Raw genomic sequence first — 24872 nt, 5'->3', positions numbered from 1 at the left:
GTATGACCGCTCTACAAAGCACGGATGCGCAAAGGGAATTTCCATATAGCCGAAGAGATTTTGAACGGGTTAAAAGCCTGCTTTTTAAACAAGCCGGAATTAACTTAGCTGATTCAAAAGATGCGATGGTATACAGCCGCCTTGCCAGGCGGCTGCGTGCACTAGAGATACACAGCTTCAAAGAGTACTTAGCGTATGTAGGAAGCTGTAAAGATGAAATGGAACACTTCATTAATGCGCTCACTACTAACCTCACGGCTTTTTTCAGAGAGCCACATCACTTTGACGCACTCGCCAATTACCTGACAAAGCGACCTCAAACCAAGCGTATTTGGTGTGCCGCAAGCAGCACTGGTGAAGAGCCTTATAGTATTGCAATGACAGTAGCGTCGGTGTTTGGCACCTTTACTCCCAATGTACAAATACTTGCCACTGATATCGACAGTAAAGTACTGCAAAAGGCTCGGGAAGGAGTGTATGCCCAAAACAGTATCAGCCAGCTCTCTTACGATTATAAAACGCAATTTTTCTATAGGGGAAAAGGCGCACAAACCGGAAGAGTAAGAGTAGTGGATGAGCTGAGAAAAATGGTGCAGTTCGAACCACTAAATTTGATGTCGCCAAACTGGTGTGTAGATGCGCCAGTGGACGTGATTTTTTGCCGTAACGTCATGATTTATTTCGATCGACCCACGCAGCGCAAAATTTTAGCGCGAATGGTTAAAATGATGTGCAATGACGGGATGTATGTCGCAGGGCACTCTGAGAACTTCACGATGTATCCTGAACTGGTCGCTCCCATGGGGAAAACCATTTATCGGCCAGTCGTTTAAAAGGAATTTGCAGTATGAGTCAGGATGAAAATCCCATTCGATACTTTGATAACCGCCTTCAAAAAGAAGCCGTTAAACTTTTGCCGGGTCAGTACTATGCCACTGCTTCAGACAAAGCGCTGGTAACCATTCTTGGTTCTTGCGTTGCAGCGTGTATTTTCGATCAAGAAAAGAAGATTGGCGGTATGAATCACTTTATGTTGCCGGACCTCAACTTCACCACCAATCTCGACGCTTGCCTAGCCACAAAGTACGGTGTACACGCCATGAACATGCTAATCGATCAGCTTGTACATCTTGGCGCACGGCGAAATAAGTTGATGGCTAAAGCATTCGGAGGAGGAAAGGTGCTTCCTGGGTTTGTGCAGCAAGACATTGGACGAGTCAACGCTGAATTTGTCTTGGAGTATTTGGATGACGCGCACATACCGTTAATAAGTAGTGATTTAATGTCTACTTATGCTCGCAAAATTTATTACTTTCCTGCCGACGGTAATGTTTATATGAAGCGTATTCGCGAATTTAACAATGCTACCCTTTACGAGCGCGAATCTACCCACCGGGTTCTACTTTCTGAACAAGCTAAGACGGGTGTAATCTCATTTTCGGAACAGTCACATGCCTATAAAAGTCCTCGTAGTTGATGACTCTGCGTTAATCCGCCAAATTCTTTCAGAAATAGTAACCCGTGATCCAGGTTTAACGCTTGTGGGTGCGGCGCCGGATGCTTATGCGGCGAAGCGAATGGTGCAAGAGTTCAGGCCAGACGTTATTACTCTGGACATTGAAATGCCGAAGGTGGACGGGTTACGTTTTTTAGAAGTAATGATGAAGGCGATGCCGACCCCAGTTGTGATGATATCTACGCTGACTGAAAGAGGTGCCGACGCAACACTGCGTGCGCTCGAACTAGGCGCTGTGGATTTTATGGCAAAGCCAAAGCTCGGCGTAGCGCAAGGTATGGCTGAATACGCGGCGGTTATTGTTGAAAAGATAAAAGCAGCAGCGCATTCGAGGTTAGGCCAACCAACGCAAACACGCTGCACAAAACATGCTTCTATGCGCTACACAGGAACCGAAAAGTTAATTGGTATAGGCGCATCAACTGGGGGAACTGAAGCAATAAAAGACGTTATTATGCATTTTCCCCGCAATGCACCGGCCACCATTATTTCCCAACACATGCCTCCAGGGTTCACAACCACCTACGCCAAGCGGCTCGATAGCCTTTGTGAAATAACCGTGAGAGAAGCGCACGGAGGGGAGCGTTTATTGCCTGGATTTGCGTACTTGGCACCAGGTAATAAACATTTAAAAGTAGAGCGTAGCGGCGCTGACTATCGTTTAACCCTTGATGATGGGCCCAAGGTATCGGGACACAAGCCCTCCGTTGATGTGATGTTTGACTCGCTGGCTGAGCATGCTGGCGCAAACGCGGTGGGTGTGCTGCTTACAGGCATGGGACGGGATGGAGCAAAAGGCCTTAAGAGTATGCACACAAAAGGCTCTGTTACGTTTTGTCAGGATGAAAAAACCTGCGTTGTTTACGGTATGCCTAAAGTGGCTGTAGAAATGAAAGCCGCGAGTTTTATCAAGCCGTTAGAAGATATCTCAGATGCAATTCTAGATACGCTAGAAGCATTGGGCGCGGGCTCGCGCCTTTAATCTTAATGCAATGCCCACAGTGCTGAACTATTGAAGCTTTTTAGTCTAGCGCAATGCTGATGATTGGGTGTCACAAATGTCACCAAAGTAATAAGTTAACAAAAATATTCAAAAGTATAATTGTTGAAGCTGGAAACTTGACCATAATTTGATTGTGTTTTGCACATCCGTTAACGCGGTAGTAACAATTGAGGTGGGATTGTGGTCGCCATTGCAGCAAATTATCTGGATAACTTTTTCTCTAATAAGAGCAACGCGTTTATTATCGCGTTTCTTATGATGTTGGCGAGTTGGAGTCTGGCTTTCACCTCGATAGCGCACTTGGGGCTTGCTATCAGCTCTGTTTGCGTTTTATTTTTGCTTTTCGTACTTCTCAAAGTGACAAAGGGTAATCAGGACTCTGCAGCCAATAGCACAAGCAGGCCATCACAAGATTTTTCATATTCAAACACAAACTCGTTAGCCAATGACGCTATGGGTGTTGCTGTATCTGAAGCAAGCAGCATATTGACGATCACCTCATCAAACCTGGCCGACATATTCTCAACACAAAATGACGCGGTTGCCACATTAAGCGACTCGTTTATTTCGCTACAAACCCTTCTAGGCCAACAAGAAACTAGCATCAATAATCTGCTGACAGATGATGACGACAGCGACTGTGCCTATGCCGATAAAATGCGGACATTTGCTTCTGATACTGACATCACACTAACGCAATTCATCGCCTCAACAACTGAAATGACCGAGTCTACAAGGGCGTTAGAAACCCAAGTACAAACCATTCAGCAGGCCATGCCTACTGTCATTGAGGCGTTAAGTGGTATTGATGATATTTCTTCTCAGACCAATCTTTTGGCGCTAAACGCTGCCATTGAAGCAGCGCGTGCTGGTGAAGCAGGACGCGGTTTTGCTGTTGTTGCCGATGAGGTCCGTGCGCTATCTACCCGCTCTACACAGTTTAGCGACGTTATAAAAACGCAAATAGAAAACATCAAATCGCTCATCGATAAACTAACGGAAACTGCAGAAGTGGTTGCTTCTCAGGACATTTCTCACGTGGTCAACGCGAAAGACGCCATTAGCGAGCAGCTAAAAGGCATTATCAAAAAAGCCGAAGCCGACATACAGGGCGCAAGCGAGCTTGAAGCTATTCGCCAACAACTTGCAGACTCAACTGCTGCCGCTATTCGCGGCTTACAATTTGGCGATATAAACGGTCAAAACCTTACCTACACCCGCGAGATTATTGATTTCATTGTGTTGCAGCTTTCAGAACTAAGCCCTGAGTCTGCGACAAAAGTGAAAGACAACCTAGCTAACTACCAGATTTCGTTGACGGAAAAAGGGCAAGCAGATCACAACCCTGTTTCGTCAACGTCAATGGACGCAGGTGACGTAGAACTTTTTTAACAGCAAGAATAAATAGTTACACAACGATGTGTGATTAACCCTGACATTTTTATAGGTGATTGAGTTATGAGCAAAAGCATACTGATTGTGGACGACTCTGTGTCCATCCGCCAGATGGTAGAAATGACCCTTAAGTCAGCGAACTACAACGTTACTACTGCACAAGACGGCCAAGATGCGTTGGACAAATGCCAAGGCGCGCGTTTCGACTTCGTGCTTACCGATCAAAACATGCCTCGCATGGACGGATTAACGCTTATCAAATCGCTCAGAGGTTTAGCGAACTTCAAGTCGACGCCAATTGTCATGCTGACCACTGAAGCCGGTGATGACATGAAAGCAAAAGGCAAAGCCGCGGGAGCAACCGGATGGATGGTGAAACCTTTCGACCCCAATAAGCTGCTCGATGTGATGAAGCGCGTTCTAGGTTAACAGAGTCGGTTTGAATAGGGTAAGTGGGAGTCAGTCATGACCATTGATGTAAACCAATTTCACGGTGTGTTTTTTGACGAGAGTGATGAGCATCTCCAAGATATGGAGCAGTTGCTCATGACCTTGGATGTGGATGCGCCCGACCCCGAAGAGCTGAACAGTATCTTTAGAGCGGCGCACTCTATCAAAGGAGGCAGTGGGATTTTCGGGTTCGATGCACTAATGAATCTGACTCACGTAATGGAAAATTTGCTCGACAAAGCCCGAAACCAGGAAATTCAGGTTACGGCAGACATTGTCGACATATTTTTGCAAACCCTTGATGTATTGAAAGACACCTTATCGGCATATAAAGAACAAACAGATCTTCCCCAAGAACAAATTGATGCAAGCATAAAAGTCCTTGAAGATACCCTCGCAAGTGCGTCAGGACAAATGCCACAAAACGCAGAAGAAACATGTGATCAAACTGCTCACGGTGAAGCTAATACAGACAACGAGATTGATGGATTTGGATTCTTTGATGAAGACGAGACTGAATCTCAAGAAACCAATTTAGAAAGTTCTCAAAGTCAAAATATCTCAGATGACATTGAAGGCTTCGGACTTTTCGAAGATGAAGCAACATCAAAAGAGACGCAGGCTAAAGGTGAAGCGAATACCAAGGTCGGCATAGCTGATGAGGGCTTTGGCTTTTTCGAACCCGACACCCTTCCTGTAAAAACAGACGCTACTGAACCTTCTTCGCAACAAGTTACACCAAAACAACCTATTGTGAAGCCCGTTAAAACCAAGCCAAAAGCAGCGACGAAAGAGGCAGCATCAATTCGTGTCGATACCACCAAAATCGATGCGATGGTTAATCTGGTCGGCGAACTGGTGATTACTCAATCCATGCTTTCAAACGTGGGGCAGGAAGTTGAAGGGCAAGTCGGAGAGCGCCTACAGCTTGCTATAGACGAGTTGCAGCGCAATACCCGTGAAATTCAAGAATCAGTCATGTCTATGCGCATGTTGCCGGTAAACATGACGTTTAATCGCTTCCCTCGTGTGGTACGTGATTTGTCTTCGAAGCTAGGCAAAAAAGTGGATTTGGTGATTCAAGGTGGCAACACCGAAATAGATAAGAGCCTAATCGAAAAACTGGTCGACCCGCTTACGCATTTAGTGAGGAACAGTATCGATCACGGTATAGAAAGTCCTGAAAAACGCCTTGAAGCAGGCAAAGCCGAAAACGGCACAGTTATCTTAAGTGCAGAGCAGAAAGGTAGCAGTATCATCATTGGTATTATCGACGATGGAGCCGGTTTAAACAAAGCTCGCATTGTAGAGAAAGCCACACAAAACGGTCTTACGGTTACGCCAGATATGCCCGACAGTGAAATTTGGCAGCTTATATTTCAAGCGGGCTTTTCGACTGCTGCAGAAGTTACTGATGTGTCGGGCAGAGGTGTAGGCATGGATGTGGTTCGCAGAAACATCGAGTCTATTGGCGGGCGTATTGAAATTGAATCATCGCAGGGTGAGGGCTCTGCGTTTTATATCCACTTACCACTCACGCTCGCTATCGTAGACGGCATGTGTGTATCGGTTGGCGATCAAATTTTCGTTATCCCACTACTTAACGTTATCGAATCATTTCAACCCACATCATCTCAAGTGAAAACCCTTGGCAATGACAAAGTACTGTGGATTAGAGACCAGTACTGGCCGCTGGTGTCACTTACTCAACTTATGCAGGTAGACGACGGCATCACTGAGCCAACCAAAGGCATCGTCGTGCTACTAGAAAGCAGTAAGAAGCGCTATGGCGTGCTGGTGGATTCGCTTGTGGGTCAACAACAAGTCGTAATTAAGAGCCTTGAGCAACATTACAAAAAAGTAGCAGGGATCGCAGGTGCAACCATTATGGGGGATGGCAAGGTAGCCATGATTTTGGATGCAGACTCGGTGGCTACTAACTGTACAAATGTTCCAAATGAAGAGGTTTCACTATGAGCGAAGCAGCCTTACAACAAGCCGTTAGCGCATCGAAAGAGAACGAATTCTTAAGTTTTGTCTTGGGTGAGGAGCACTATGCCCTTGATATCACAACCGTGAAGGAAATTCGCGGTTACGAACAGGTTACCAAAATTGCCAATGCGCCAAACTTCATTAAAGGCGTGATAAACCTTCGTGGCGACATTGTACCTATCGTCGACTTACGCATTAAGTTCAACGTAGGTGAAGCCACTTATAACGATTTTACTATCGTCATTATGCTTAACGTTCACGAGCGGATCGTTGGCATTGTGGTAGATGGCGTGTCTGACGTCATTCGCCTTTCCGAAGAAGACATGCTGCCGCCACCAGAGTTCGGTGTGGCGTTCGATAGCAAGTACCTTCACGGACTGGCCGATGTCGATGAGCACATGGTTATTTTAGTCAATATTGAAAGCTTAATTACAAGTAACGAATTGGGTTTAGTTGAAACAAAAGCACAAGTGGTTGAGGGCTGAGAAAATGGGAATTATGACGTGGTTAGAAGACTTCACAAAAGCAACGGACGTTAACCAAGCATTGAGAAATAAACAGGCACTTGATGCTACAACCTGTTGCATCATGATGGCCGATGCAGACAGAAATATTATCTATGCTAATCAGTCTGTAAAGTCGCTGCTCAAAGAAAACGAGAAGAAACTTCAGGCTGTACTCCCCAGTTTTTCTGCTGACAACTTGGAAGGTCAAAACATCGACCAGTTTCATCGCAATCCTTCGCATCAGCGCAATATCCTTGCTGAATTGAAATCGACAATGACCTCTACGATTAGCATTGGCGACTTGAACTTCAAACTCACCCTTACGCCGTTTTTTGACCAAGAGAATAACAATATAGGCACCATGGTTGAATGGGTTGATCAGTCAGAATTACTCATTAAAAGCACAATGCTTAATGTGTTGAATAATGCCCAGGCTGTTATCGAATTTAACGCCGATGGTGTTATCCAAAACGCGAACGACAATTTTCTTAATGCGCTTGGCTACAGCCTCAATGAAATTGTTGGCAACCATCACAAAATGTTTTGTGACGCACAATACATTCGCTCAGAAGAGTACGCCCAATTTTGGCGCGACCTCAAAGAGGGCAAGCCACAAAACGGCGAGTTTTGTCGATTCGACAAAATGGGGAAAGAGATTTGGATCCAAGCCACCTACAACCCGGTTTTCGATGGCGAAGGTAAAGTTATTCGCGTTGTGAAATTCGCCACCGACATCACTGCATCTAAGTTACGCAATGCCTATTTCGAAGGACAAATAGACGCAATAAACAAAGCGCAGGCCGTTATTGAATTTGACCTTGAGGGCAAAATTTTAAACGCCAACGAGAATTTCACAAACACGGTTGGCTACAGCCTGGATGAAATTAAAGGCAAGCATCACAGTATGTTTGTGGAAGATGAGTATAAGCGCAGTGTTGAGTACAGTCAGTTTTGGGAACAGTTGCGCCAAGGCGTGCAGTTCACTGATGAATTTAAGCGCGTGGGCAAAGGCGGGAAAGAAGTTTGGATCCAAGCGTCTTATAACCCTATTTTGGATCAAAACGGTAGACCTCACCGTGTGGTGAAATATGCCATTGATATTACTGGTAGAAAACAGGCCATTAGCGATATCAAAACCGCCATGAATGAATTGGTTCAGGGTAATTTAGATTGCCGCATTGAGCATGAGTTCGAGGGTGAATTTAAAGAGCTTGGCACGTCAATCAACCGCTTTATCGACGATATGCGTCGCATTATCGGTTCTATCAGTGATGTGATGACCCGCTTATCTGGCGGTGATTTAACGGCAGAGCTTGATGAACAGTTCGAGGGTGAATTCCAAGTACTAGGCGATGCTATCAATCAATTCGTTAGTGAAATGTCTGGCACTATCGGTTCAATTTACCAAGCAGTAGAGACAATCAATACGGCCTCGTCTGAAATTGCCACGGGGAATTCAGACCTATCAAGTCGTACCGAGCAGCAGGCGTCTAGTCTTGAAGAAACGGCGTCGAGCATGGAAGAGCTTACCGGTACCGTCAAGCTCAACGCTGAAAATGCGGAACAAGCCAATAGCTTAGCGTCTCAGAGTTGTGAAATCGCGTCGCGGGGCGGTGAGCTAATCCGTCAGGTTGTGGACACCATGTCGTCTATCAACGAGTCTGCGCAGGAAATTTCAGACATCATCGGCGTAATCGACGGCATCGCATTCCAAACTAATATTCTGGCATTAAACGCTGCCGTAGAAGCTGCACGAGCAGGTGAGCAGGGCCGTGGCTTTGCGGTAGTTGCGTCTGAGGTACGAAGCCTGGCTCAGCGTTCTGCCGAAGCAGCAAAAGAAATCAAAGAGCTTATATCAGACTCGGTAAGCAAGATTGATGGTGGTAACAAACTCGTCAATCAGTCAGGCGACACCATGGAAGAAGTGGTGACTTCCATTAAGCGAGTTAACGACATTATGTCGGAAATTGCAGCGGCGAGTTCTGAGCAAGCTTCTGGAATTGAAGAGGTAAGTAAAGCCGTTGTGCAAATGGATGAAATGACGCAACAAAATGCAGCGCTGGTGGAAGAGGCTGCGGCTGCCGCAGAAAGTTTGCAGCAGCAAGCGGGAAGTTTATCTGAACGCGTATCAGCATTTAACATCGGTGATAAAGCGACGGTCAGTGAAGAAAAGCCAATAAAGGTTGCATCAGTAAACAAGAATAAACACGTTGCACCGGTTACAGCAATTAAAACGCAAAAGAAACTGGCTCCAAAAGTACCAAGCAGTGACGATTGGGAGTCGTTCTAAAAAAGCGAAGGCGAATTCTTGAAAAGGAATTCGCCTTTTTTATTACACGGCATTTAGTTTGACGCTTTTAGAACAGAGCGTCGCAAATCAGGTGGATGGAATAATGGGCGTATTTAATATATTTCATAATGAAGAGTTAGTAGCGGCACAAAGTCTTTCACGCTTTCAAGAGCAAGCGCTAAGCGAAAGTACCGCATGTTTGATGTTGGTCGATGCCGAGGGAACGATCACCTTCGCTAACAAAGCATTTTATGCTTTAGCCAACGAGCACCAAACGCAGTTCGAGCGTGTTTTACCAGGCATTAATTTTCAAGGCCTGACGGGCTCTACTATGGCCGCGTTTTTCGCCAACAATAGCGACCTGAATTTGCGTTACAAAAGCTGTGATAGCAGCGATACCTTTTTACTGCCTGTGGGCGACTTACTCTTTACCCTTAAGTTATCTACCATTAAAAGTGTTGAGGGCGACAAGCTCGGCACCATGGTGGAATGGCTTAATGATCAGGAGCTGCAATATAAAACCGGTTTATTGGCAGGGTTAGATCGTTGCCAAGCCATTATTTCCTTTACGCCGGAGGGAATAGTAGAAGATGCCAATGAAAACTTTTTGAAGGTTACAGGCTATTCGAAAGAAGACATTGTTGGTAAGCATCATCGCCTTTTTGTATTGCCAGACTACGGCGTGTCTGAAGAATATAAATCATTCTGGGAATCGCTGCGAAACGGTGAGCACAGCAGCGGTGAATATTGCCGCGTAGCGAAAAACGGCGACAAAGTATGGATTCAAGCCTCTTACAACCCTATCTATGACAAGCTCGGAAATATTGTTCGTGTAGTAAAATTTGCTACCGATGTAACGGAGCAAAAACGCAAAAATGCAGACTACGAAGGCCAAATCAATGCCATCGACAAGTCCCTTGCTGTGATTGAGTTCGACCTTGAAGGCGTTATTCAAAACGCCAACGCAAACTTCTGCGCAACAACGGGATATGAGCTGAACGAAATCAAAGGTCAGCATCATAGTATGTTTGTTGAACCCAACTATAAAATGAGCCCTGAGTATGCAGCGTTCTGGCGTGACTTAAAGAAAGGTGAGTTTAAGTCAGGCGAATTCAAACGGGTAAAAAAAGATGGCAGTGAGCTTTGGATCCAAGCGTCTTATAACCCTATTTTTGACGAGTTCGGCCAGCCAATAAAAGTGGTGAAATATGCCTCTGATGTGACTGAACAAAAGCTACAAAACGCGTTTAACACAGGGCAAATAGACGCAATAAGTAAATCACAAGCGGTGATCGAGTTTGATACAAAGGGCAATATTCTCGTCGCCAACGATAACTTTCTGGCAACGGTTGGCTATTCCCTAGATGAAATTGAGGGCAAACACCACCGCATTTTTGTGACTAAACAAGAGCGAGAATCTGAACAATACCAATCGTTTTGGAAAAAACTGGCAGAAGGCCAATTTTACTCGGGTGAATTTCACAGAATTGCGAAAGACGGCTCAGATATTTGGATTCAAGCGACCTACAATCCTATTTTAGACATGAGTGGGAATGTAGTTAAAGTGGTGAAGTACGCCAGTAATATCACCGAACAGAAAGTTAAAAATGCCTATTTTGAAGGGCAGTTAGCTGCAATAGGAAAGTCTCAGGCCGTCATAGAGTTCAATATGGACGGCATTATTCAGCATGCCAATGAAAACTTTCTAACTACGGTGGGCTACACCTTAGATGAAATCAAAGGTAAGCATCACAGCATGTTCGTCGACCCTGCTCACCGAGCTAGCCCTGAATACGCGGCGTTTTGGGATGCGCTACGCAGCGGCACTTTTTCTTCAGGTGAATATCGTCGATTGGGTAAAAACGGCAAAGAGATATTTATTCAAGCCACGTATAACCCTATTTTAGACCACAACGGTAAGCCTTTCCGTGTAGTTAAGTTTGCTACCGATATTACGGGTAGAACCCAAGCTGTTGATGAAATTAAACACGTAATGACCAAGCTGACTGAGGGCGACTTAACGGTCAACATTGAACATGCTTTAGACGGTGACTTTGCTGTATTGGGCGAGGCCATTAATCAGTTCATCAACGAAATGCGAGGCACCATCACAAGTATTAACGAAGCAGTAGAAACCATTAATGTGGCGTCGGGTGAGATTGCAACGGGCAATGCTGACTTATCAAGCCGCACCGAGCAGCAGGCATCTAGTCTGGAAGAAACTGCATCGAGTATGGAAGAGCTAACGGGAACCGTAAAACTCAACGCAGAGAATGCAGAGCAAGCGAATGGCTTAGCCGCACAGGCGAGTAAAATTGCTTCAGAAGGGGGGCAGGTTATAGGTGAAGTGGTGAAAACCATGACCCAAATCAACGACTCGGCACAAGAGATCTCTGACATTATTGGCGTTATAGACGGCATCGCTTTTCAAACCAATATTCTTGCACTAAATGCAGCCGTTGAAGCTGCTCGCGCGGGCGAACAGGGGCGAGGCTTTGCGGTAGTTGCTTCAGAGGTAAGAAACTTAGCTCAGCGCTCAGCCGAAGCAGCGAAAGACATCAAAGAACTGATTTCCGACTCTGTAACCAAAATAGCCAGCGGTAACGAGCTGGTTGTGAAATCGGGAGACACCATGGCTGAGGTAGTAACTTCCATTAAGCGCGTAAACGACATTATGTCTGAAATTGCCGCTGCGTCTGCCGAGCAAGCGGCGGGCATTGAAGAGGTGAGCAAAGCGGTCATTCAAATGGATGAAATGACCCAACAAAATGCAGCACTGGTAGAAGAGGCTGCCGCCGCCGCGGACAGTTTGAAGCAGCAGTCGTTGCAACTCAATGAGCGAGTTTCGGTATTTGAAGTTGGAAAGGGCTTGTCAATGGAACAAAAGCACATCGCTGCGCTCTCTCACACAGACTTCAAGCAGCCACGCGTAGCCTCAGTGATTAACAACGCGCCTCAAGCACAAGCACTGAAACCCGCACTGCCTGATGAAGCCGAGTGGGAGTCGTTCTAATGACAACGGTTCTTTCATCGCGCGATAGCACCCGGGAGTTCGCCTTTGAAAAGGCGGACTTCCACAAAGTGCAAAACATGCTTTTCAAAAAAGCAGGCATAAAGTTGTCAGACGCTAAAGAAGCGATGGTATACAGCAGATTGGCTCGGCGTATCAGAGCCCTTCAGCTCACAAGCTTTAACGATTATCTAGGCGTAGTTGATAGGTCTGAACCTGAGCTAGAGCAGTTCATCAATGCATTGACAACCAATCTTACGTCGTTTTTTCGCGAGCCACACCACTTCACTGCACTGGCCGAGCACTTAAAAAAACATCCAGAAGTAACCACTATCTGGTGTGCTGCCAGCTCCACCGGAGAAGAGCCTTACTCTATTGCCATGGTCGTCGCAGAGGCGTTTGGAAGCTTCAAAACGCCTGTGAAAATCATTGCATCAGACATAGACAGTAAGGTACTGCAAAAAGCCAAAGCGGGTATTTATCCTTTAGCATCTATCGCGAAAATACCCGTCCAAAGACAAAAACAATTCTTCCATAAAGGTAAAGGTGCAAACGAGGGAAAAGTGAAAGTAGTGGATGAGTTAAGACATATGGTGCAGTTCAAAAAACTCAATCTTACCGATGCAAAGTGGGATGTAAAAGGTCCGCTCGATATCATTTTTTGTCGAAACGTAATGATTTACTTCGACAAGCCCACGCAATTAAACGTGTTACAAAGAATGGTGGGTATGTTAAAGCCTGCAGGACTTTATATGGCAGGGCATTCTGAAAACTTCAATATGTGTACTAATCTTGTGAGACCGGTAGGTAAAACTATATATCGCCCGGTTCATTAGGAGCACGTGTGGAATCTTGTAATTTCGAAGTACCTATTAGCTATTACGACAAACGTTTTTCTATCGACGCAGTAAAGCTATTACCTGGACAATACTTCGTAACAACACAAGATAAAATGTTGGTAACGGTATTGGGCTCGTGTGTGGCGGCATGTTTATACGACCCTGAAACGGGCATTGGCGGCATGAATCACTTTATGTTGCCTACAGTAAATAAAACTGCCAGTGAGTTCGAAAAAACACAAGGTATGGCTGCCAAATATGGCGTGCATGCCATGGAAATTCTTATCAACGACTTAGTGAAAGCCGGTGCCAATAAAGCCCGAATAAAAGCAAAAGTGTTTGGTGGTGGAAAAGTGGTGCCGTCCTTCGTGCAGCACGATGTTGGGAAGTTCAACGCAGAATTCGTAACAGACTTTTTAAGCACGGAAGGCATACCGATATTGGCCAGTGACTTATGTGATGTTTACGCGCGCAAGGTTTACTTTTTTCCAAGCAACGGCAATGTCTTTATGAAGCGAATTCACGAGCTTAACAACGCCACTATTATTGAAAGAGAAAGTCAGCATCGGTGGGAACTGTCTAGACGTGCACCTACTGGTAGCGTAGATATCTTCGAGGACTAACAATGACGATAAAAGTTTTGGTGGTAGATGACTCGGCACTGATCCGGCAAATTCTAAGTGAGATTATAAAAAGTGAGCCAGACATGGCATTAGTGGGTGCTGCTCCCGATGCTTTCGTGGCAAAAAAGCTGGTTCTAGAAAAGTCGCCAGATGTTATTACGCTTGATATAGAAATGCCTAAAGTGGACGGATTACGCTTTCTAGAAGTGCTGATGAATGCGAGGCCGACGCCCGTAGTCATGATTTCTACGCTAACTGAAAAAGGCGCTGATGCCACGCTGAGGTCCTTGGAGTTAGGAGCTATCGACTTTGTTGCAAAGCCCAAAATAGGTGTGGCGCAAGGCATGGCAGACTATCACCAGTTGATTGTTGAGAAAATACGTACGGCTGCGCGCTCTAAAGTAAAAAAATCAGCGCCTTCGAAAGTGTCTACCGTGAGCAAAGTCAATTATTCGGGTACTGAGAAAATCATTGCAATTGGTGCCTCGACCGGTGGAACAGAAGCCATAAAAGAGGTGTTACGCACCTTTCCGGCGAACGCTCCTGCCACCGTGATCACACAACACATGCCAGCAGGGTTTACTTCGACTTACGCTAAACGACTAGATGCCGTGTGCCAAATGCAGGTCAAAGAAGCGAAAGGCGGAGAACGTTTACTACCAGGCCAAGCCTACCTTGCACCTGGCGATAAACACATGGAAATTGAAAGAAGCGGGGCTGATTACCGGATTAGATTGACCGATGGCGCGCGCGTATCGGGTCACAAGCCCTCGGTGGATGTGTTATTTAATTCTATCTGTAAAAGTGCTGGTAGCAATGCGTTAGGCGTTTTACTTACGGGCATGGGTAGCGACGGCGCAAGCGGCCTTCACGAAATGTTTAACGCGGGCTGCGAAACATTTTGTCAGGACGAAGCTAGTTGTATAGTTTTTGGTATGCCCAAAGTAGCCATAGAAAAGGGCGCCGCTAAGCGCGTAATAAGCCTAGATGATATGGGCAGAAGTGTTATGCAAACCGTAGAAAAGCTCTCGGCAGGTAGTCGCTTGTAAGTATAGTGAGTAAATACTTACAGAATGCAATTTCTGTCCTAAAACCTGTAAAAGGATTGTTATAACTTTTCTTGTTCCAGAAAAGCTAAGGTGTTTTAATAGCAACGCTTAATAGTGAGTAATGCTGCTGCAGAATGCTGTTGCTGTAGCCGATACTATGGATAGGCTCACTATTTAGTGCGTAAAAATATAAAAATCGATACGTAAGTGGAATGGTAAGGTAAATCATTGTCGACATAATAATATAAAAGACAATGGCTTATGTGCGTTAGCAAGAACAAGGTAGGCAAAGTTTTATTACTGCGTATGTTTTGTAGTACCTAACTAGAATAAAAGGCCTGCTATATTCCTTACAGATTTGAGAGCAAATATATGCTCATTCTTACGGTATGACACTAACCCGGGATTATAACGAGTAGTTGGGGACTCTTATGAAACAGCAAACGCTTATAGCAGTATCAGCTTTAATGTTTTCTTCTTCTGTTTTGGCTAATGGCGGCTTTGAACCGAATAAGAAAGCATGCGTGAACGTCGGAAAAGAAATCACTCGCGTAAGCACTGAAATGGACGCAGCTAAGTCAGGTATTCAGAAGTCATGGCTTAAGCGTCAATTAAGCGCACTAGAAACGAAACGCAATTCTTGCAGCACACAAGGTTTTAAGCCAAACCAGCCCGAGCTAGCAAAAGTTTAATTGTTTTGTATTTCGATTTGAAAAAAGTCTTACTTCGGTAAGACTTTTTTGTTTGCGCCTAACTATTTTGCAACTACGCTAGATTTATAGCGTTCAGGCACAGTGAGGTCGTTGTGCCCTCACACAGAACACGTTACGAACTTATCATTTCGATAAGCGCAGTAAGCGAAGCAATGCTGTGATCGGGAGCAAGACCTAACGGGTACATCATTTTCCCCGAGCGTTCTACGAATGCGGTTTGCATACCTGTCGCCTTAGCACCACTTACATCCCAACCATGAGCCGCCACCATCATGGCATCTTCGTTCTTTACGTTAGCCTGCTGACAGGCCCAGTGATAAACCGCAGCATGTGGTTTGTAGGTACGTACACTTTCCACACTTAATATATGGGAAAAATAGGGCTTAATATTGGCAAACTCAAGCTGTGCGTCTAGTCCGGCTTTAGATGAGTTTGAAAGGGCGACCAAGGTTACACCAGCACTTTGAAGCGCCTTTAATGTAGGAACAACATCGTCGTGCGCTGGCAATCGGGTAATATGCTGTTTGATGATATCTTTTGCGGTAGCCTCATCAACAGATATATCCTTACTGTGAGCTACCATGGTAAGCGCTGCGGCTCCAATATCAATGAAATCGTGAAACTGTCCAGACGCAACATCCACTAAACTGTGATGCAATAAGTTAGCAAACCATAAGTCTACCAGTGTCTCATCGCCGTTTAGCACCGACGCTAAGCCTGTTTTTATGGCCTGCATGTCTAGTAGTGTTTCATTAATATCGAAGAAAATAACCTTAGGCGTCACGATTCACCTTCCTATAGTTGATGATAGTAAACGGTACGTTTCGTTTTTAGCTTGTTCGTTGCTTATACCACTGTAAAACAGAATTGGTTTTGCTAAAGCACATTACGACCAATGTCGATGAATTAACGCTGACAGGATATAAGAAGAATCTAACAAGAAAGGGGGGCAAGAAAAGGCAGCAATAGCCTCATAAACCTTGAACGAAATATATTGAGAGAAACGAACAACAAAAAGCCGGCACTAAGGCCGGCTTTATTTTTAGGTGTTGCGCTTTTTGTTCTTAGAAGAACAAGTAAGAAACGCTAAGCTTCATGCTACGAGGCATAATGTAGCGGCCGTTTGGTGAATCTGGGTTGCGCGGATCACCCTCGGTAATACCTTGTTCGTCGGTCAGGTTATCAACAGAGAACTGAAGACGAAGTGATTCAGTTGGCTCTAGCGTTAGACCTACATCAATCTTCTCGTATCCCTCTAGTACAACTGTGTTTTCGTTGTTACCAAAGCGATCATCAACCGCTGATAATGTACCGTATACCGTGGCATACATATCGCCGATATCGAAGCCGTAGCTTGGTGTTACACGTACTTGCCAACCAGGCTGACGCTGAGATTCATTGCCTTCGTTATTGGCGCTGGCAGTAATTTCAGTTTCCTGAATAGTTCCGTTCACGCTCAACGAGAAGCCTGAATCGTGGCTATAGCGACCGTCAAGTTCTATACCGTAAGCTTCGTTGGTAAGAATTTCAGCCGGTGCGCCCGGACGGCGTACAAACGTATCGCCTTTAACTTCGTTTGCGAATGCAGTCGCAAAGAACTGGATGCTGTCATTCATGAACTTATAGCCAAGCTCGCCTTGAGTAACTTCTTGAATCAAGTCGTTACCGCCAGTGTAGGCACCCCAGTTGTCTCTGAAGTCGTCGAAGTAAGGCATTTTATAGCCTCGGTTCATACGAACAAATACACCGCTGGTGTCATTAAGCGCGTAGTTTGCGCCCACTGTCCACGACGTTTTGGTTTCGTCGTACTCAAGCGCTTTAGTTATTTTGCCGTCAAGATCTTCATCTACCGAATAGTTCACTTCGTGATTTTCACGGCGTAGCCCTAAGTCGATGCTCAGGTCTGTGGTTGCGTACCACGTACCCGTTACATAAAGTGCGAACGTGCTTGCATCACCTACTGAGCTGATGTCGTAGTTCCAATCGCAGCCTTGTGCGTCGGTGTTACATTCGATCCCGTCTAGCAATTCGCCGCCTGGCTGCAACACGTGGTAAGCCGTGTTACCAATGCTCCACCAGTCATTAGCTTTGGTTGATGCACTGTAAATACCAAATGATGTATCGAAGTCTTCCCAGCTTTTCGACACAGCAAGGTCGTTAGTGAAAGCTTCAATATCTTTAAGTACTACCCAACGGCCGATTTGCTGAATAGGCGTATCACCGTCATACACTGTGCCAGTCACTGCACCAGTGGCTGATTCGCCATTGTCGGCAACATTTGCAACGGTAGTTGCAGAACCATTCGGTACAAGACCAAAAGTATTGGCTTCACCTTTGGTAAGGTTAAAGCGGTCAACTAGCTGCCAGTCGTTGCCTAAGTCAAGCTTAATGCTACCGCCACTTACGTGACCGTCCCATCCACGACCTTCGCCAAAGTCGAATGACTCAGTGGTATCGTTAGGGCCATACGTAATGGTGCCTTGGCGATTCAATGGACCAATTTGCGTATAGTTTGCGTCGATACCTTCAACGTTTAAAGGTGTAGGTAAGTACCAAGTGCCGCGATCGTCAGTTTGACGGGTATAAAGGTTAAGCTCGCCTTTTTCGAAAACTTTAGTGATGTTTACGGTGAACTGGTTACCCTGCTCAGAGTTAAAGCCGGCATCACGAATACCTTCTGAGCTCTTAATGTAGCCACCTACCATGTAGTACAAGTCGTCATCTAGTGCGCCGCTTGCAACCACGTCAATGCGGTTTAGGCCGTAGTCAGAGATAGTGTACTTCGCTGACGCTTCTGTCGACTCGCCACCACGTTTAAGGCGGAAGTTTGTTGTAAGACCTGGTTGACCGTTGCTTACTACTGGGTTTGGACCACCGCGTAAACCTTCAACCATTTCAATGGTATCGTCTATGCGAAATAGCTGAGAGTTCTCAAGGAAAGATAGCGTAGGTGCAGGGTAGATAGGAGAGTTCTCAAGCGCAATCGTTAAGAACGGCGCATCGCCACCACCTGGAAAACCACGCACAAATACGTTCGCGCCAGACTCACCGCCTGAGCTTTCAACCCAAACACCTGGAATGGCCTTAAACAAATCGGCCGTAGACTTAGGTGCCAATTTTTCAATGTCGCTAGCGTCGATGTTGGTTACCGCGAAGCTTGCGTCAATCTTTCTAATCCCTGCGCCGCCTGGCGTACCGCTGACAACAATGATCTCTGCGTTGTCTTTCGCTTGTTGTTTTACGTCTTCTTGTGCCATGGCAGGCTGCGTTAGTGCTACCGCTACTGCACTCGCCAGCATTCCTTTTGTAAACAACGTTTTCATGGTGTGTGCTCCCGAAAATGTTCTATTGCGTTGTTAACTGAATGCGTTAAACAGGTTTAAAAATTGTTATACGCATCACGATTGCGAAACAAAATAGATCTGTTTGCAAACGATTGCAAGAATAAAATGCAATCGTTTGCAAATTTTTTGTTTATTGTTGTTAACATGGTTTTACGCCAAGACGATTCGCGCTATATTGTGAATTCGGCTGTAGAGTCGACGATTTATCCGGTTTAGGTAGCGGTTTTACGCTTATATTTTGTAGTGCTATCACGGGTAACCCGGTATACCGAAAATTATTAGAGAATGGTCACATTGGTTTCTGAAACAAAACTCACCTTAGCGAAGCTGGCTGATATTGCTGGTGTATCAACATCGACAGCATCACGGGCACTGAAAGACAACCCGCTTATTAAGCAGGAAACCCGAAGCAGAATTCAGGCACTAGCTAAAGAGCACAATTTTAGTATTAACGCGGCCGCTAGCCGCTTAAGAACGCAGAAAACTCACGTGATAGCGGTGATTTTAAATCTAATCGACAACACCGAACAAAGCACTACAGACCCATTCCTGCTTAAGCTGGTGGGAGAGCTAAATCAGGCGCTAAATGCCAAAGGCTACGAGCTACTGCTGTCTAATTCATTTATGGCATCTGACGATTGGGCGAACTACTTTATTCGCAGCCAGCGCGCCGACGGCATTATTGTCATTGGGCAAGGCAAATCCACGGCCAAAATCGACCGTGCAGCACAGTCGGGCATTCCCATTGTCGTGTGGGGCGATGCAAAAACAGACGCGCCATATCCCATTATCGGCGGCGACAACTATTTGGGTGGCTATACGGCAACCCAGCATTTGCTGAGCCACGGCGCCAAACGCATCTTGTTTCTTGGAGACTCTGAACACGCGGAAATGCAGGAACGTCACAAGGGATATTCGCAAGCCCACCGCGATGCGAATGTGCCAATAGACACGCAGTGCACCTGCGCCATCGATATTACGTCGAAAGCAGCGTACCAGTACATCAACGAGCGTATAAAGGCGAATGGGTTAGATTTCGACGGGATCGTTTGTGTAAGTGATATGGTGGCATTAGGCGCGTTAAAAGCGTTAAAAGAGCGCTATGTAGGTATTCCAAGCGATGTAGGCATTGTGGGTTACGACGATATTTCTTTAGCTGAACTTATGCACCCGTCGTTAACAACGGTACGTCAGAATACTCAGCAAGCCGCAATAGAGATGGTTACGCAGCTATTAAACCAGTTTGAAAACAAACCTACAGAAAGCCAGGTAGTGGAAACAACCTTAATTGCCCGTCGCTCTACGCAGCACAGCGACTAATATTTCGCTTTTTTATCAGCTTTTTAACGCATAAACGCTATTATTTAACGGTAACAGGGTGTCGATATTAAACTCTAACAAAAAAATGATAGCACTTTGCAAACGTTTGCATTTTTATTTTCTTACGACTACACTCCTGCATAATTCAGTTAACAGAGTGTTTACACATGTCCCGATTCATGGTCATTGCAGCCATTGCCATTAGCTACTACGTATTTGCCATACTACTTAACAGTGTGGGTACTGTTATTCTGCAATCGATCAATAGCTTCGACATTAGTAAGCCAGAAGCAAGCACACTAGAAGGCTTTAAAGATCTTTCTATTGCTATTGTCTCGTTCCTAGTGGCCAGCTTCATTCCAAGAGTTGGCTACAAGCTTTCAATGTTACTTGGGTTAGCATTAGTGGCCGTTGCCTGTGCGCTGACGCCTTCTATCGCAAGTTTCTGGTTCATTAAAGTGTTGTTTGCCTGCATAGGTACTGCATTTGCGCTAGTGAAAGTGTCGGTGTACGCCATTATTGGGCAGCTGTCGTCTACCACTAAAGCGCACTCATCGTTAATGAACACCATTGAAGGTATTTTTATGTTGGGCGTGTTGTCTGGCTACTGGGTGTTCGCTGGGTTTATCGACCCCAATAACGATGCTTCTTTATCTTGGCTGAACGTTTACTACTTACTAGCTGCGCTGGTTGGTTTTACGTTAATCGTTGTGGCATTGGCTCCTATAAAGCCTGTGGAAAAAGCGCAATCAGAAGGCCTTGCAAGCGAGTTCTTCAGCATGCTGAAATTGGCCTATAAGCCGTTAGTGCTGGTGTTTATCTTCTCTATTTTCTTATACGTGTTAATAGAGCAGGGCATAGGTTCGTGGCTGCCAACTTTTAACAAAGAGGTGCTGGGCTTACCTACTCAAGTCAGCATTCAAATAACCAGTATCTTTGCGATAGCGCTGGCCGTTGGGCGCTTAACTGCGGGCGCAGTACTTACGCGAATGAACTGGTATCCCTTCTTAAATATCTGTTTGGCGGGTATGGCTACGGTAATGCTACTAAGCTTACCGCTTGCCGAAAACGTGGCTGACAGCACAATAGCCAGCTGGGCTGATGCACCAATAGCTGCGTTCCTTATTCCATTAATTGGATTGATGATGGCGCCTATTTACCCTGTATTAAACTCGGTAATGCTAAGCGCGCTACCTCAACATCAACATGCACCTATGACAGGGCTAATTGTTGTATTTTCGGCTCTTGGGGGAACCACAGGTTCTATCGTGACTGGATTTATTTTCGACGCAGTAGGGGGCCAACAAGCATTTTATCTATCGCTTATTCCAATCGGTGCATTAGTGGTAACCCTATTCTTCTTTAAACGAGCGTCTTCTTCTCTATCGCCTAAAGGTGCGCAGTAACTATGAGTTCTTCTTCACACAACTGGCGCGACAGCTTGTCGTTTTTTGCCAGCGACCTGTTTAAACATGTGCAAATGGCACAGCTATTCCCAGACAGCAAAACCTTCGCTGACGCTATTGTTAAAACCGATCTCAATACCGTTTTAGCGGCTTATGAACAAGCGTGTTTAGATGCTGAGAAAAGCGGCGAAGCAGTAGACTTAGCTACGTTTGTTAATACCCATTTCGATATTCCAGAAATGATTAGCGCAACATCGCAAACCAAGTTTGAAAATGTAGCCGATTATATTGAGCATATGTGGCAGGTGCTAACGCGTACCCCCGACACTGAGCAGAAAGACAGCTTAATAGCGCTAACCCGCCCATACATAGTGCCGGGTGGACGCTTTCGCGAAATCTATTACTGGGATACATATTTTACCGCGTTAGGTCTAATTGACGCGGGGCGCACCGACATGGCAATTAACATGTTGGTGAACTTTGTAGATATTTTAAATGAAGTAGGCTGCATTCCTAATGGCAACCGCGCCTATTATTACTCTCGCAGTCAGCCTCCTATTTTGGCGTTGTTTTATAATTTGCTTAAAGACGCACTAAGCGACCAGCAAAAAGAATACGTTATCTGGGGCTTAAAGAAAGAATACCAGTTTTGGATGAATGAAGCGGCCGAGAACGCGTCACAGAAGGGCGTAGCACAACTGCGCACGGTTACCATGCCGTGTGGCGCTACACTTAATCGTTACTTCGACACCGAGCCTACGCCTCGCCCTGAGTCTTATCGAGAAGACATAGAAACAGCAGAGCACATAGGCGCTGACAAAAGTCAGTTTTACCAGCATGTTCGCGCGGCTTGCGAATCGGGTTGGGACTTTAGTTCGCGCTGGCTAGCTAATCCCAATTCACTAGCAAGTATTCGTACAACTGAAATTATTCCCGTAGATTTAAATGCGCTTTTAGTTACGCTTGAACAGACTCTGGCAAGCGTAACTAAAGGTGCCGAGCAAGTGCGCTACAGTGCGGCATCTACAGCGCGAATTAACGCAATAAACACCTATTTGTTTAATGCTGAAAAGGCGGGCTATTTTGACTATCACTTCCCTACACAAACTCAAACCGATGTAGTGTCAGCGGCTATGTGTGTGCCGTTGTTCGTTGGTATCGCAAATGAACAACAGGCAGAGGGAGTGCGGGCTGCGGTAATGAACACCTTGCTAAAAGAAGGTGGCGTGGTAACCACTTCAAACGCGACGTCGCAACAATGGGATGCGCCAAATGGCTGGGCACCGCTTCAACTGTTTGCCGTTGAAGGGCTGCGCAACTATGGGTTTGAAATGCAGGCTCAAACCATCATGCTACGCTTTTGTAAAACCATTGAGCGTCACTTTGCATCAAGCGGTGTGCTACTTGAAAAGTACAATGTGTGCGAACCGGAAATAAAAGCAGGTGGCGGTGAATATGACGTACAGCTAGGTTTCGGGTGGACCAATGGCGTGTATACCCGTTTTCAGACATATCTGAACCAGTAAACAAGCTTCGGTTAAAACAAAAAAGCGCGGTACCGTAACAACGGGCCGCGCGTTTTTTGGTTGTGTAGATATTAATTGTTGCCTGGGCGGTTACCCATATCAATCGACATGGCAATATCATCGAGTATGTCGTTTAGTCCCGTAATTTTCTCGTTAGCGATAAATACGCTCATCTGCGACTCAACCACAATATGGTCGGAAGTCGCATCGTTTTCAAAGGTATTGTCTAACGCGTTCTGTACGCGGTCGAAAAACTGTCGCGCACTTCGTTCTTCAATATTGTGCAGACACAAAATAAATTGCTCGGTACCAAATCGCCCTAAAATATCGTTACCGCGGGTAACATTTTGAAGAGTTTGTGCAATTTGTCGTAATACTAAATCACCTTTTGTTGACCCCATTTTCCGCGTTATTTCACGCAGGTTGCTAATGTCGAAGATAGCAATGGCAATGGCTCGGCCTTTTTTCGGCGCATCAAGCTTGTTAATGCGGGCTATCGCCGAATTCGCATTAAGCAGCAGAGTAACGGGATCGATGGCTTTGCGCGCAAGGTGTTTTCTACGAAGTACGTAGCCAGTAATACCACTTACCAGAAGGAAAATAATAATAGCGGTATACAGCGTGTTCTTTCGTTGCTGTTCCGCTTGTTCAATCGCAGATTCCAAATCATAAATGCGGGTATACAAGTTAGCTGCACCAATAATTAAGGCCGAGTCTTGAGTAACTTCACGGCGCTTAGTCACTTCTTTAGAATAAATCTCGTGCGCTTCTTTCGCCTTAGCTAAGTCCTGCAGTGCGATATACATGGATACGTTGAAGCTAAGGTAATCCAAATTTGAACGAAAGACCGGCGGTATCGCGTCATCATTTAACGCTTCAATACCTGATATATACTGCTTAATACAGGTGAGATCGTTGTCATGTAAGCAAATCTCAGCTTTGTGCCAGTTAACAAGAAGTTCGCCTAACGAACTCGAGATGTTCGAAGACGCTTTTTCTAAATCGGGAAGGGTGTAGGTAAGTCGGTTGTAGTTTTCTGTTTTTCTATAGTAAATAGACAGTGCATACTGATACAAGAAGTTGGTTAGCGGTGTGTCTATTTCGCTATTGAGTACACCTAGTTCTAGAATGCTTTGGTAGGCGCGCTCAGTTTGACCGCTGCTTAGCAATGACACAATGGCGCTGATAAGAATACTTACCTTATTACTGCCTTCATATACAAGCAAGCCCATTTCATGTGCTTTTAGATATTGCTCTGCTGCTAAGGCATGTTGCTCTAAATCGCCATATAGTAAACCAATTGCGTTGTGAATATGCGCTAACTCACCGGGGCTGCCGTCGTTTGAATAACGCTTAAGCACACCAAACATCTTACCTAATCTTATTTCAGGTGAAGTGGTTTCTGAGCAGTAGTTAATTAGCCCTAAAGAAGAGCTGGTAAAGATATCGCTGTGGCGCTCGGGCGATGATAGTTCTTGGGCTTGTTGGTAGTACTTACAGCGTGCAGGGTTTTCTCTGGCGTCATAAGAAAAGCCAATTTGATAAATAGCCGATGCAAACGCATAAGAGCTTTCATCAATATTGCTTTGCATAATGGCTTTAAGCAGCATAGTTTCAGCTTCTTCGTACTTGCCACGGCAAATTAGAAACTGCCCTTTGGCTACGGTTAAGGCAAAACGTTGTTGTGATGTAAGTGACTCAAGCGCAAGTGTGTTTTCAAGTTCTGGAAGTAGAGACTGATTAGGGCAATCATACGAAGGCGTGCGTACCTTTTCGATAACGGCATCGATATTGTCGTTTGCCAACGCGGCAAAAGAAGCTAGCGCAACGCTCAAAAAAGAGAATACTGTTAAAGATAACCTTTGAAACATGAGAAATAACGTTTTTGTT

Annotated in this window: 19 protein-coding genes; 16 read left to right on the top strand and 3 right to left on the bottom strand. The window is 45.4% G+C overall.

What is annotated here, in order from left to right; genetic code table 11:
- The first annotated feature begins 2 nt into the window (after positions 1-2).
- From ACFI6L_RS17140 to ACFI6L_RS17080, 13 genes are all read left to right on the top strand, one after another.
- Positions 3-833: a CheR family methyltransferase gene (locus ACFI6L_RS17140; RefSeq protein ID WP_039234773.1), complete on the top strand. Its 831-nt coding sequence runs from the start codon at positions 3-5 to the stop codon at positions 831-833.
- A gap of 14 nt (positions 834-847) precedes the next feature.
- Entirely contained in the window at positions 848-1477 is a 630-nt protein-coding gene (gene cheD / locus ACFI6L_RS17135) for a chemoreceptor glutamine deamidase CheD (protein WP_061439163.1), read from the top strand.
- Complete coding sequence (locus tag ACFI6L_RS17130; RefSeq protein WP_014947939.1) at positions 1452-2498, top strand: protein-glutamate methylesterase/protein-glutamine glutaminase; 1047 nt, start codon at positions 1452-1454, stop codon at positions 2496-2498. The genes cheD (ACFI6L_RS17135) and ACFI6L_RS17130 overlap by 26 nt, the downstream gene beginning before the upstream one ends.
- A gap of 201 nt (positions 2499-2699) precedes the next feature.
- On the top strand, positions 2700-3911 hold the full coding sequence (locus ACFI6L_RS17125; RefSeq protein ID WP_462574479.1) for a methyl-accepting chemotaxis protein: 1212 nt from the start codon (positions 2700-2702) through the stop codon (positions 3909-3911).
- A gap of 66 nt (positions 3912-3977) precedes the next feature.
- A complete protein-coding gene (locus ACFI6L_RS17120; RefSeq protein WP_014947941.1) occupies positions 3978-4343 on the top strand; it encodes a response regulator in 366 nt (121 codons plus the stop codon).
- Positions 4344-4379: 36 nt separating this feature from the next.
- Positions 4380-6341: a chemotaxis protein CheA gene (locus ACFI6L_RS17115; protein WP_462574478.1), complete on the top strand. Its 1962-nt coding sequence runs from the start codon at positions 4380-4382 to the stop codon at positions 6339-6341.
- On the top strand, positions 6338-6841 hold the full coding sequence (locus tag ACFI6L_RS17110) for a chemotaxis protein CheW (protein ID WP_014947943.1): 504 nt from the start codon (positions 6338-6340) through the stop codon (positions 6839-6841). The genes ACFI6L_RS17115 and ACFI6L_RS17110 overlap by 4 nt, the downstream gene beginning before the upstream one ends.
- A 4-nt stretch (positions 6842-6845) precedes the next feature.
- Positions 6846-9152 (top strand): methyl-accepting chemotaxis protein, encoded by a 2307-nt coding sequence (locus tag ACFI6L_RS17105; RefSeq protein WP_462574477.1) that lies wholly within the window; start codon positions 6846-6848, stop codon positions 9150-9152.
- 103 nt (positions 9153-9255) lie between these two features.
- Positions 9256-12165 carry a methyl-accepting chemotaxis protein gene (locus ACFI6L_RS17100; RefSeq protein ID WP_156087307.1) on the top strand — a complete coding sequence of 970 codons (2910 nt, stop codon included), beginning with the start codon at positions 9256-9258 and terminating at the stop codon, positions 12163-12165.
- On the top strand, positions 12165-12998 hold the full coding sequence (locus ACFI6L_RS17095; RefSeq protein WP_462574476.1) for a CheR family methyltransferase: 834 nt from the start codon (positions 12165-12167) through the stop codon (positions 12996-12998). The genes ACFI6L_RS17100 and ACFI6L_RS17095 overlap by 1 nt, the downstream gene beginning before the upstream one ends.
- Positions 12999-13006: 8 nt before the next feature.
- Positions 13007-13624 (top strand): chemoreceptor glutamine deamidase CheD, encoded by a 618-nt coding sequence (cheD, locus tag ACFI6L_RS17090; RefSeq protein ID WP_014947947.1) that lies wholly within the window; start codon positions 13007-13009, stop codon positions 13622-13624.
- 2 nt (positions 13625-13626) lie between these two features.
- Entirely contained in the window at positions 13627-14673 is a 1047-nt protein-coding gene (locus ACFI6L_RS17085; RefSeq protein ID WP_014947948.1) for a protein-glutamate methylesterase/protein-glutamine glutaminase, read from the top strand.
- Positions 14674-15104: 431 nt separating this feature from the next.
- The gene (locus ACFI6L_RS17080; protein ID WP_014947949.1) at positions 15105-15365 is read left to right on the top strand and encodes a hypothetical protein; all 261 of its coding nucleotides are present in this window, start codon (positions 15105-15107) and stop codon (positions 15363-15365) included.
- A 133-nt stretch (positions 15366-15498) separates the two neighbouring features.
- Here ACFI6L_RS17080 and ACFI6L_RS17075 read toward each other — a convergent pair whose 3' ends face one another.
- Together ACFI6L_RS17075 and ACFI6L_RS17070 are read right to left on the bottom strand one after the other, a co-directional pair.
- Positions 15499-16170 carry a haloacid dehalogenase type II gene (locus tag ACFI6L_RS17075; RefSeq protein ID WP_239301998.1) on the bottom strand — a complete coding sequence of 224 codons (672 nt, stop codon included), beginning with the start codon at positions 16168-16170 and terminating at the stop codon, positions 15499-15501.
- Positions 16171-16450: 280 nt separating this feature from the next.
- The gene (locus ACFI6L_RS17070) at positions 16451-18709 is read right to left on the bottom strand and encodes a TonB-dependent receptor (protein WP_462574475.1); all 2259 of its coding nucleotides are present in this window, start codon (positions 18707-18709) and stop codon (positions 16451-16453) included.
- A gap of 306 nt (positions 18710-19015) precedes the next feature.
- Here ACFI6L_RS17070 and ACFI6L_RS17065 point away from each other — a divergent pair, with 306 nt between their 5' ends.
- The 3 genes from ACFI6L_RS17065 to ACFI6L_RS17055 all read left to right on the top strand — a co-directional run bounded on the left by ACFI6L_RS17065 (position 19016) and on the right by ACFI6L_RS17055 (position 22982).
- Positions 19016-20050 (top strand): LacI family DNA-binding transcriptional regulator, encoded by a 1035-nt coding sequence (locus ACFI6L_RS17065; protein ID WP_014947952.1) that lies wholly within the window; start codon positions 19016-19018, stop codon positions 20048-20050.
- A 167-nt stretch (positions 20051-20217) separates the two neighbouring features.
- A complete protein-coding gene (locus ACFI6L_RS17060; RefSeq protein WP_278343672.1) occupies positions 20218-21456 on the top strand; it encodes an MFS transporter in 1239 nt (412 codons plus the stop codon).
- 2 nt (positions 21457-21458) lie between these two features.
- A complete protein-coding gene (locus ACFI6L_RS17055; RefSeq protein WP_462574474.1) occupies positions 21459-22982 on the top strand; it encodes a trehalase family glycosidase in 1524 nt (507 codons plus the stop codon).
- A 71-nt stretch (positions 22983-23053) separates the two neighbouring features.
- On the opposite strand, the gene ACFI6L_RS17050 is transcribed toward ACFI6L_RS17055, so the two are convergent.
- Positions 23054-24853, bottom strand: a complete 1800-nt coding sequence (locus tag ACFI6L_RS17050; protein ID WP_462574473.1) for a GGDEF domain-containing protein — start codon at positions 24851-24853, stop codon at positions 23054-23056.
- Positions 24854-24872: the final 19 nt, after the last annotated feature.

This window comes from Alteromonas sp. G4i35, assembly GCF_054960375.1.
This window is presented reverse-complemented; position numbering and strand designations above follow the sequence as displayed.

Excerpts from the sequence above, each read along its gene's own strand:
- ACFI6L_RS17115 (WP_462574478.1), top strand. The coding sequence starts at position 4,380 with ATGACCATTGATGTAAACCAATTTCACGGTGTGTTTTTTGACGAGAGT.
- ACFI6L_RS17060 (WP_278343672.1), top strand. The coding sequence starts at position 20,218 with ATGTCCCGATTCATGGTCATTGCAGCCATTGCCATTAGCTACTACGTA.
- ACFI6L_RS17120 (WP_014947941.1), top strand. The coding sequence starts at position 3,978 with ATGAGCAAAAGCATACTGATTGTGGACGACTCTGTGTCCATCCGCCAG.
- ACFI6L_RS17105 (WP_462574477.1), top strand. The coding sequence starts at position 6,846 with ATGGGAATTATGACGTGGTTAGAAGACTTCACAAAAGCAACGGACGTT.
- ACFI6L_RS17130 (WP_014947939.1), top strand. The coding sequence starts at position 1,452 with ATGCCTATAAAAGTCCTCGTAGTTGATGACTCTGCGTTAATCCGCCAA.
- ACFI6L_RS17055 (WP_462574474.1), top strand. The coding sequence starts at position 21,459 with ATGAGTTCTTCTTCACACAACTGGCGCGACAGCTTGTCGTTTTTTGCC.
- ACFI6L_RS17070 (WP_462574475.1), bottom strand. The coding sequence starts at position 18,709 with ATGAAAACGTTGTTTACAAAAGGAATGCTGGCGAGTGCAGTAGCGGTA.
- ACFI6L_RS17110 (WP_014947943.1), top strand. The coding sequence starts at position 6,338 with ATGAGCGAAGCAGCCTTACAACAAGCCGTTAGCGCATCGAAAGAGAAC.
- ACFI6L_RS17100 (WP_156087307.1), top strand. The coding sequence starts at position 9,256 with ATGGGCGTATTTAATATATTTCATAATGAAGAGTTAGTAGCGGCACAA.
- ACFI6L_RS17080 (WP_014947949.1), top strand. The coding sequence starts at position 15,105 with ATGAAACAGCAAACGCTTATAGCAGTATCAGCTTTAATGTTTTCTTCT.
- ACFI6L_RS17050 (WP_462574473.1), bottom strand. The coding sequence starts at position 24,853 with ATGTTTCAAAGGTTATCTTTAACAGTATTCTCTTTTTTGAGCGTTGCG.
- ACFI6L_RS17085 (WP_014947948.1), top strand. The coding sequence starts at position 13,627 with ATGACGATAAAAGTTTTGGTGGTAGATGACTCGGCACTGATCCGGCAA.
- ACFI6L_RS17095 (WP_462574476.1), top strand. The coding sequence starts at position 12,165 with ATGACAACGGTTCTTTCATCGCGCGATAGCACCCGGGAGTTCGCCTTT.
- cheD (WP_061439163.1), top strand. The coding sequence starts at position 848 with ATGAGTCAGGATGAAAATCCCATTCGATACTTTGATAACCGCCTTCAA.
- ACFI6L_RS17140 (WP_039234773.1), top strand. The coding sequence starts at position 3 with ATGACCGCTCTACAAAGCACGGATGCGCAAAGGGAATTTCCATATAGC.
- ACFI6L_RS17065 (WP_014947952.1), top strand. The coding sequence starts at position 19,016 with ATGGTCACATTGGTTTCTGAAACAAAACTCACCTTAGCGAAGCTGGCT.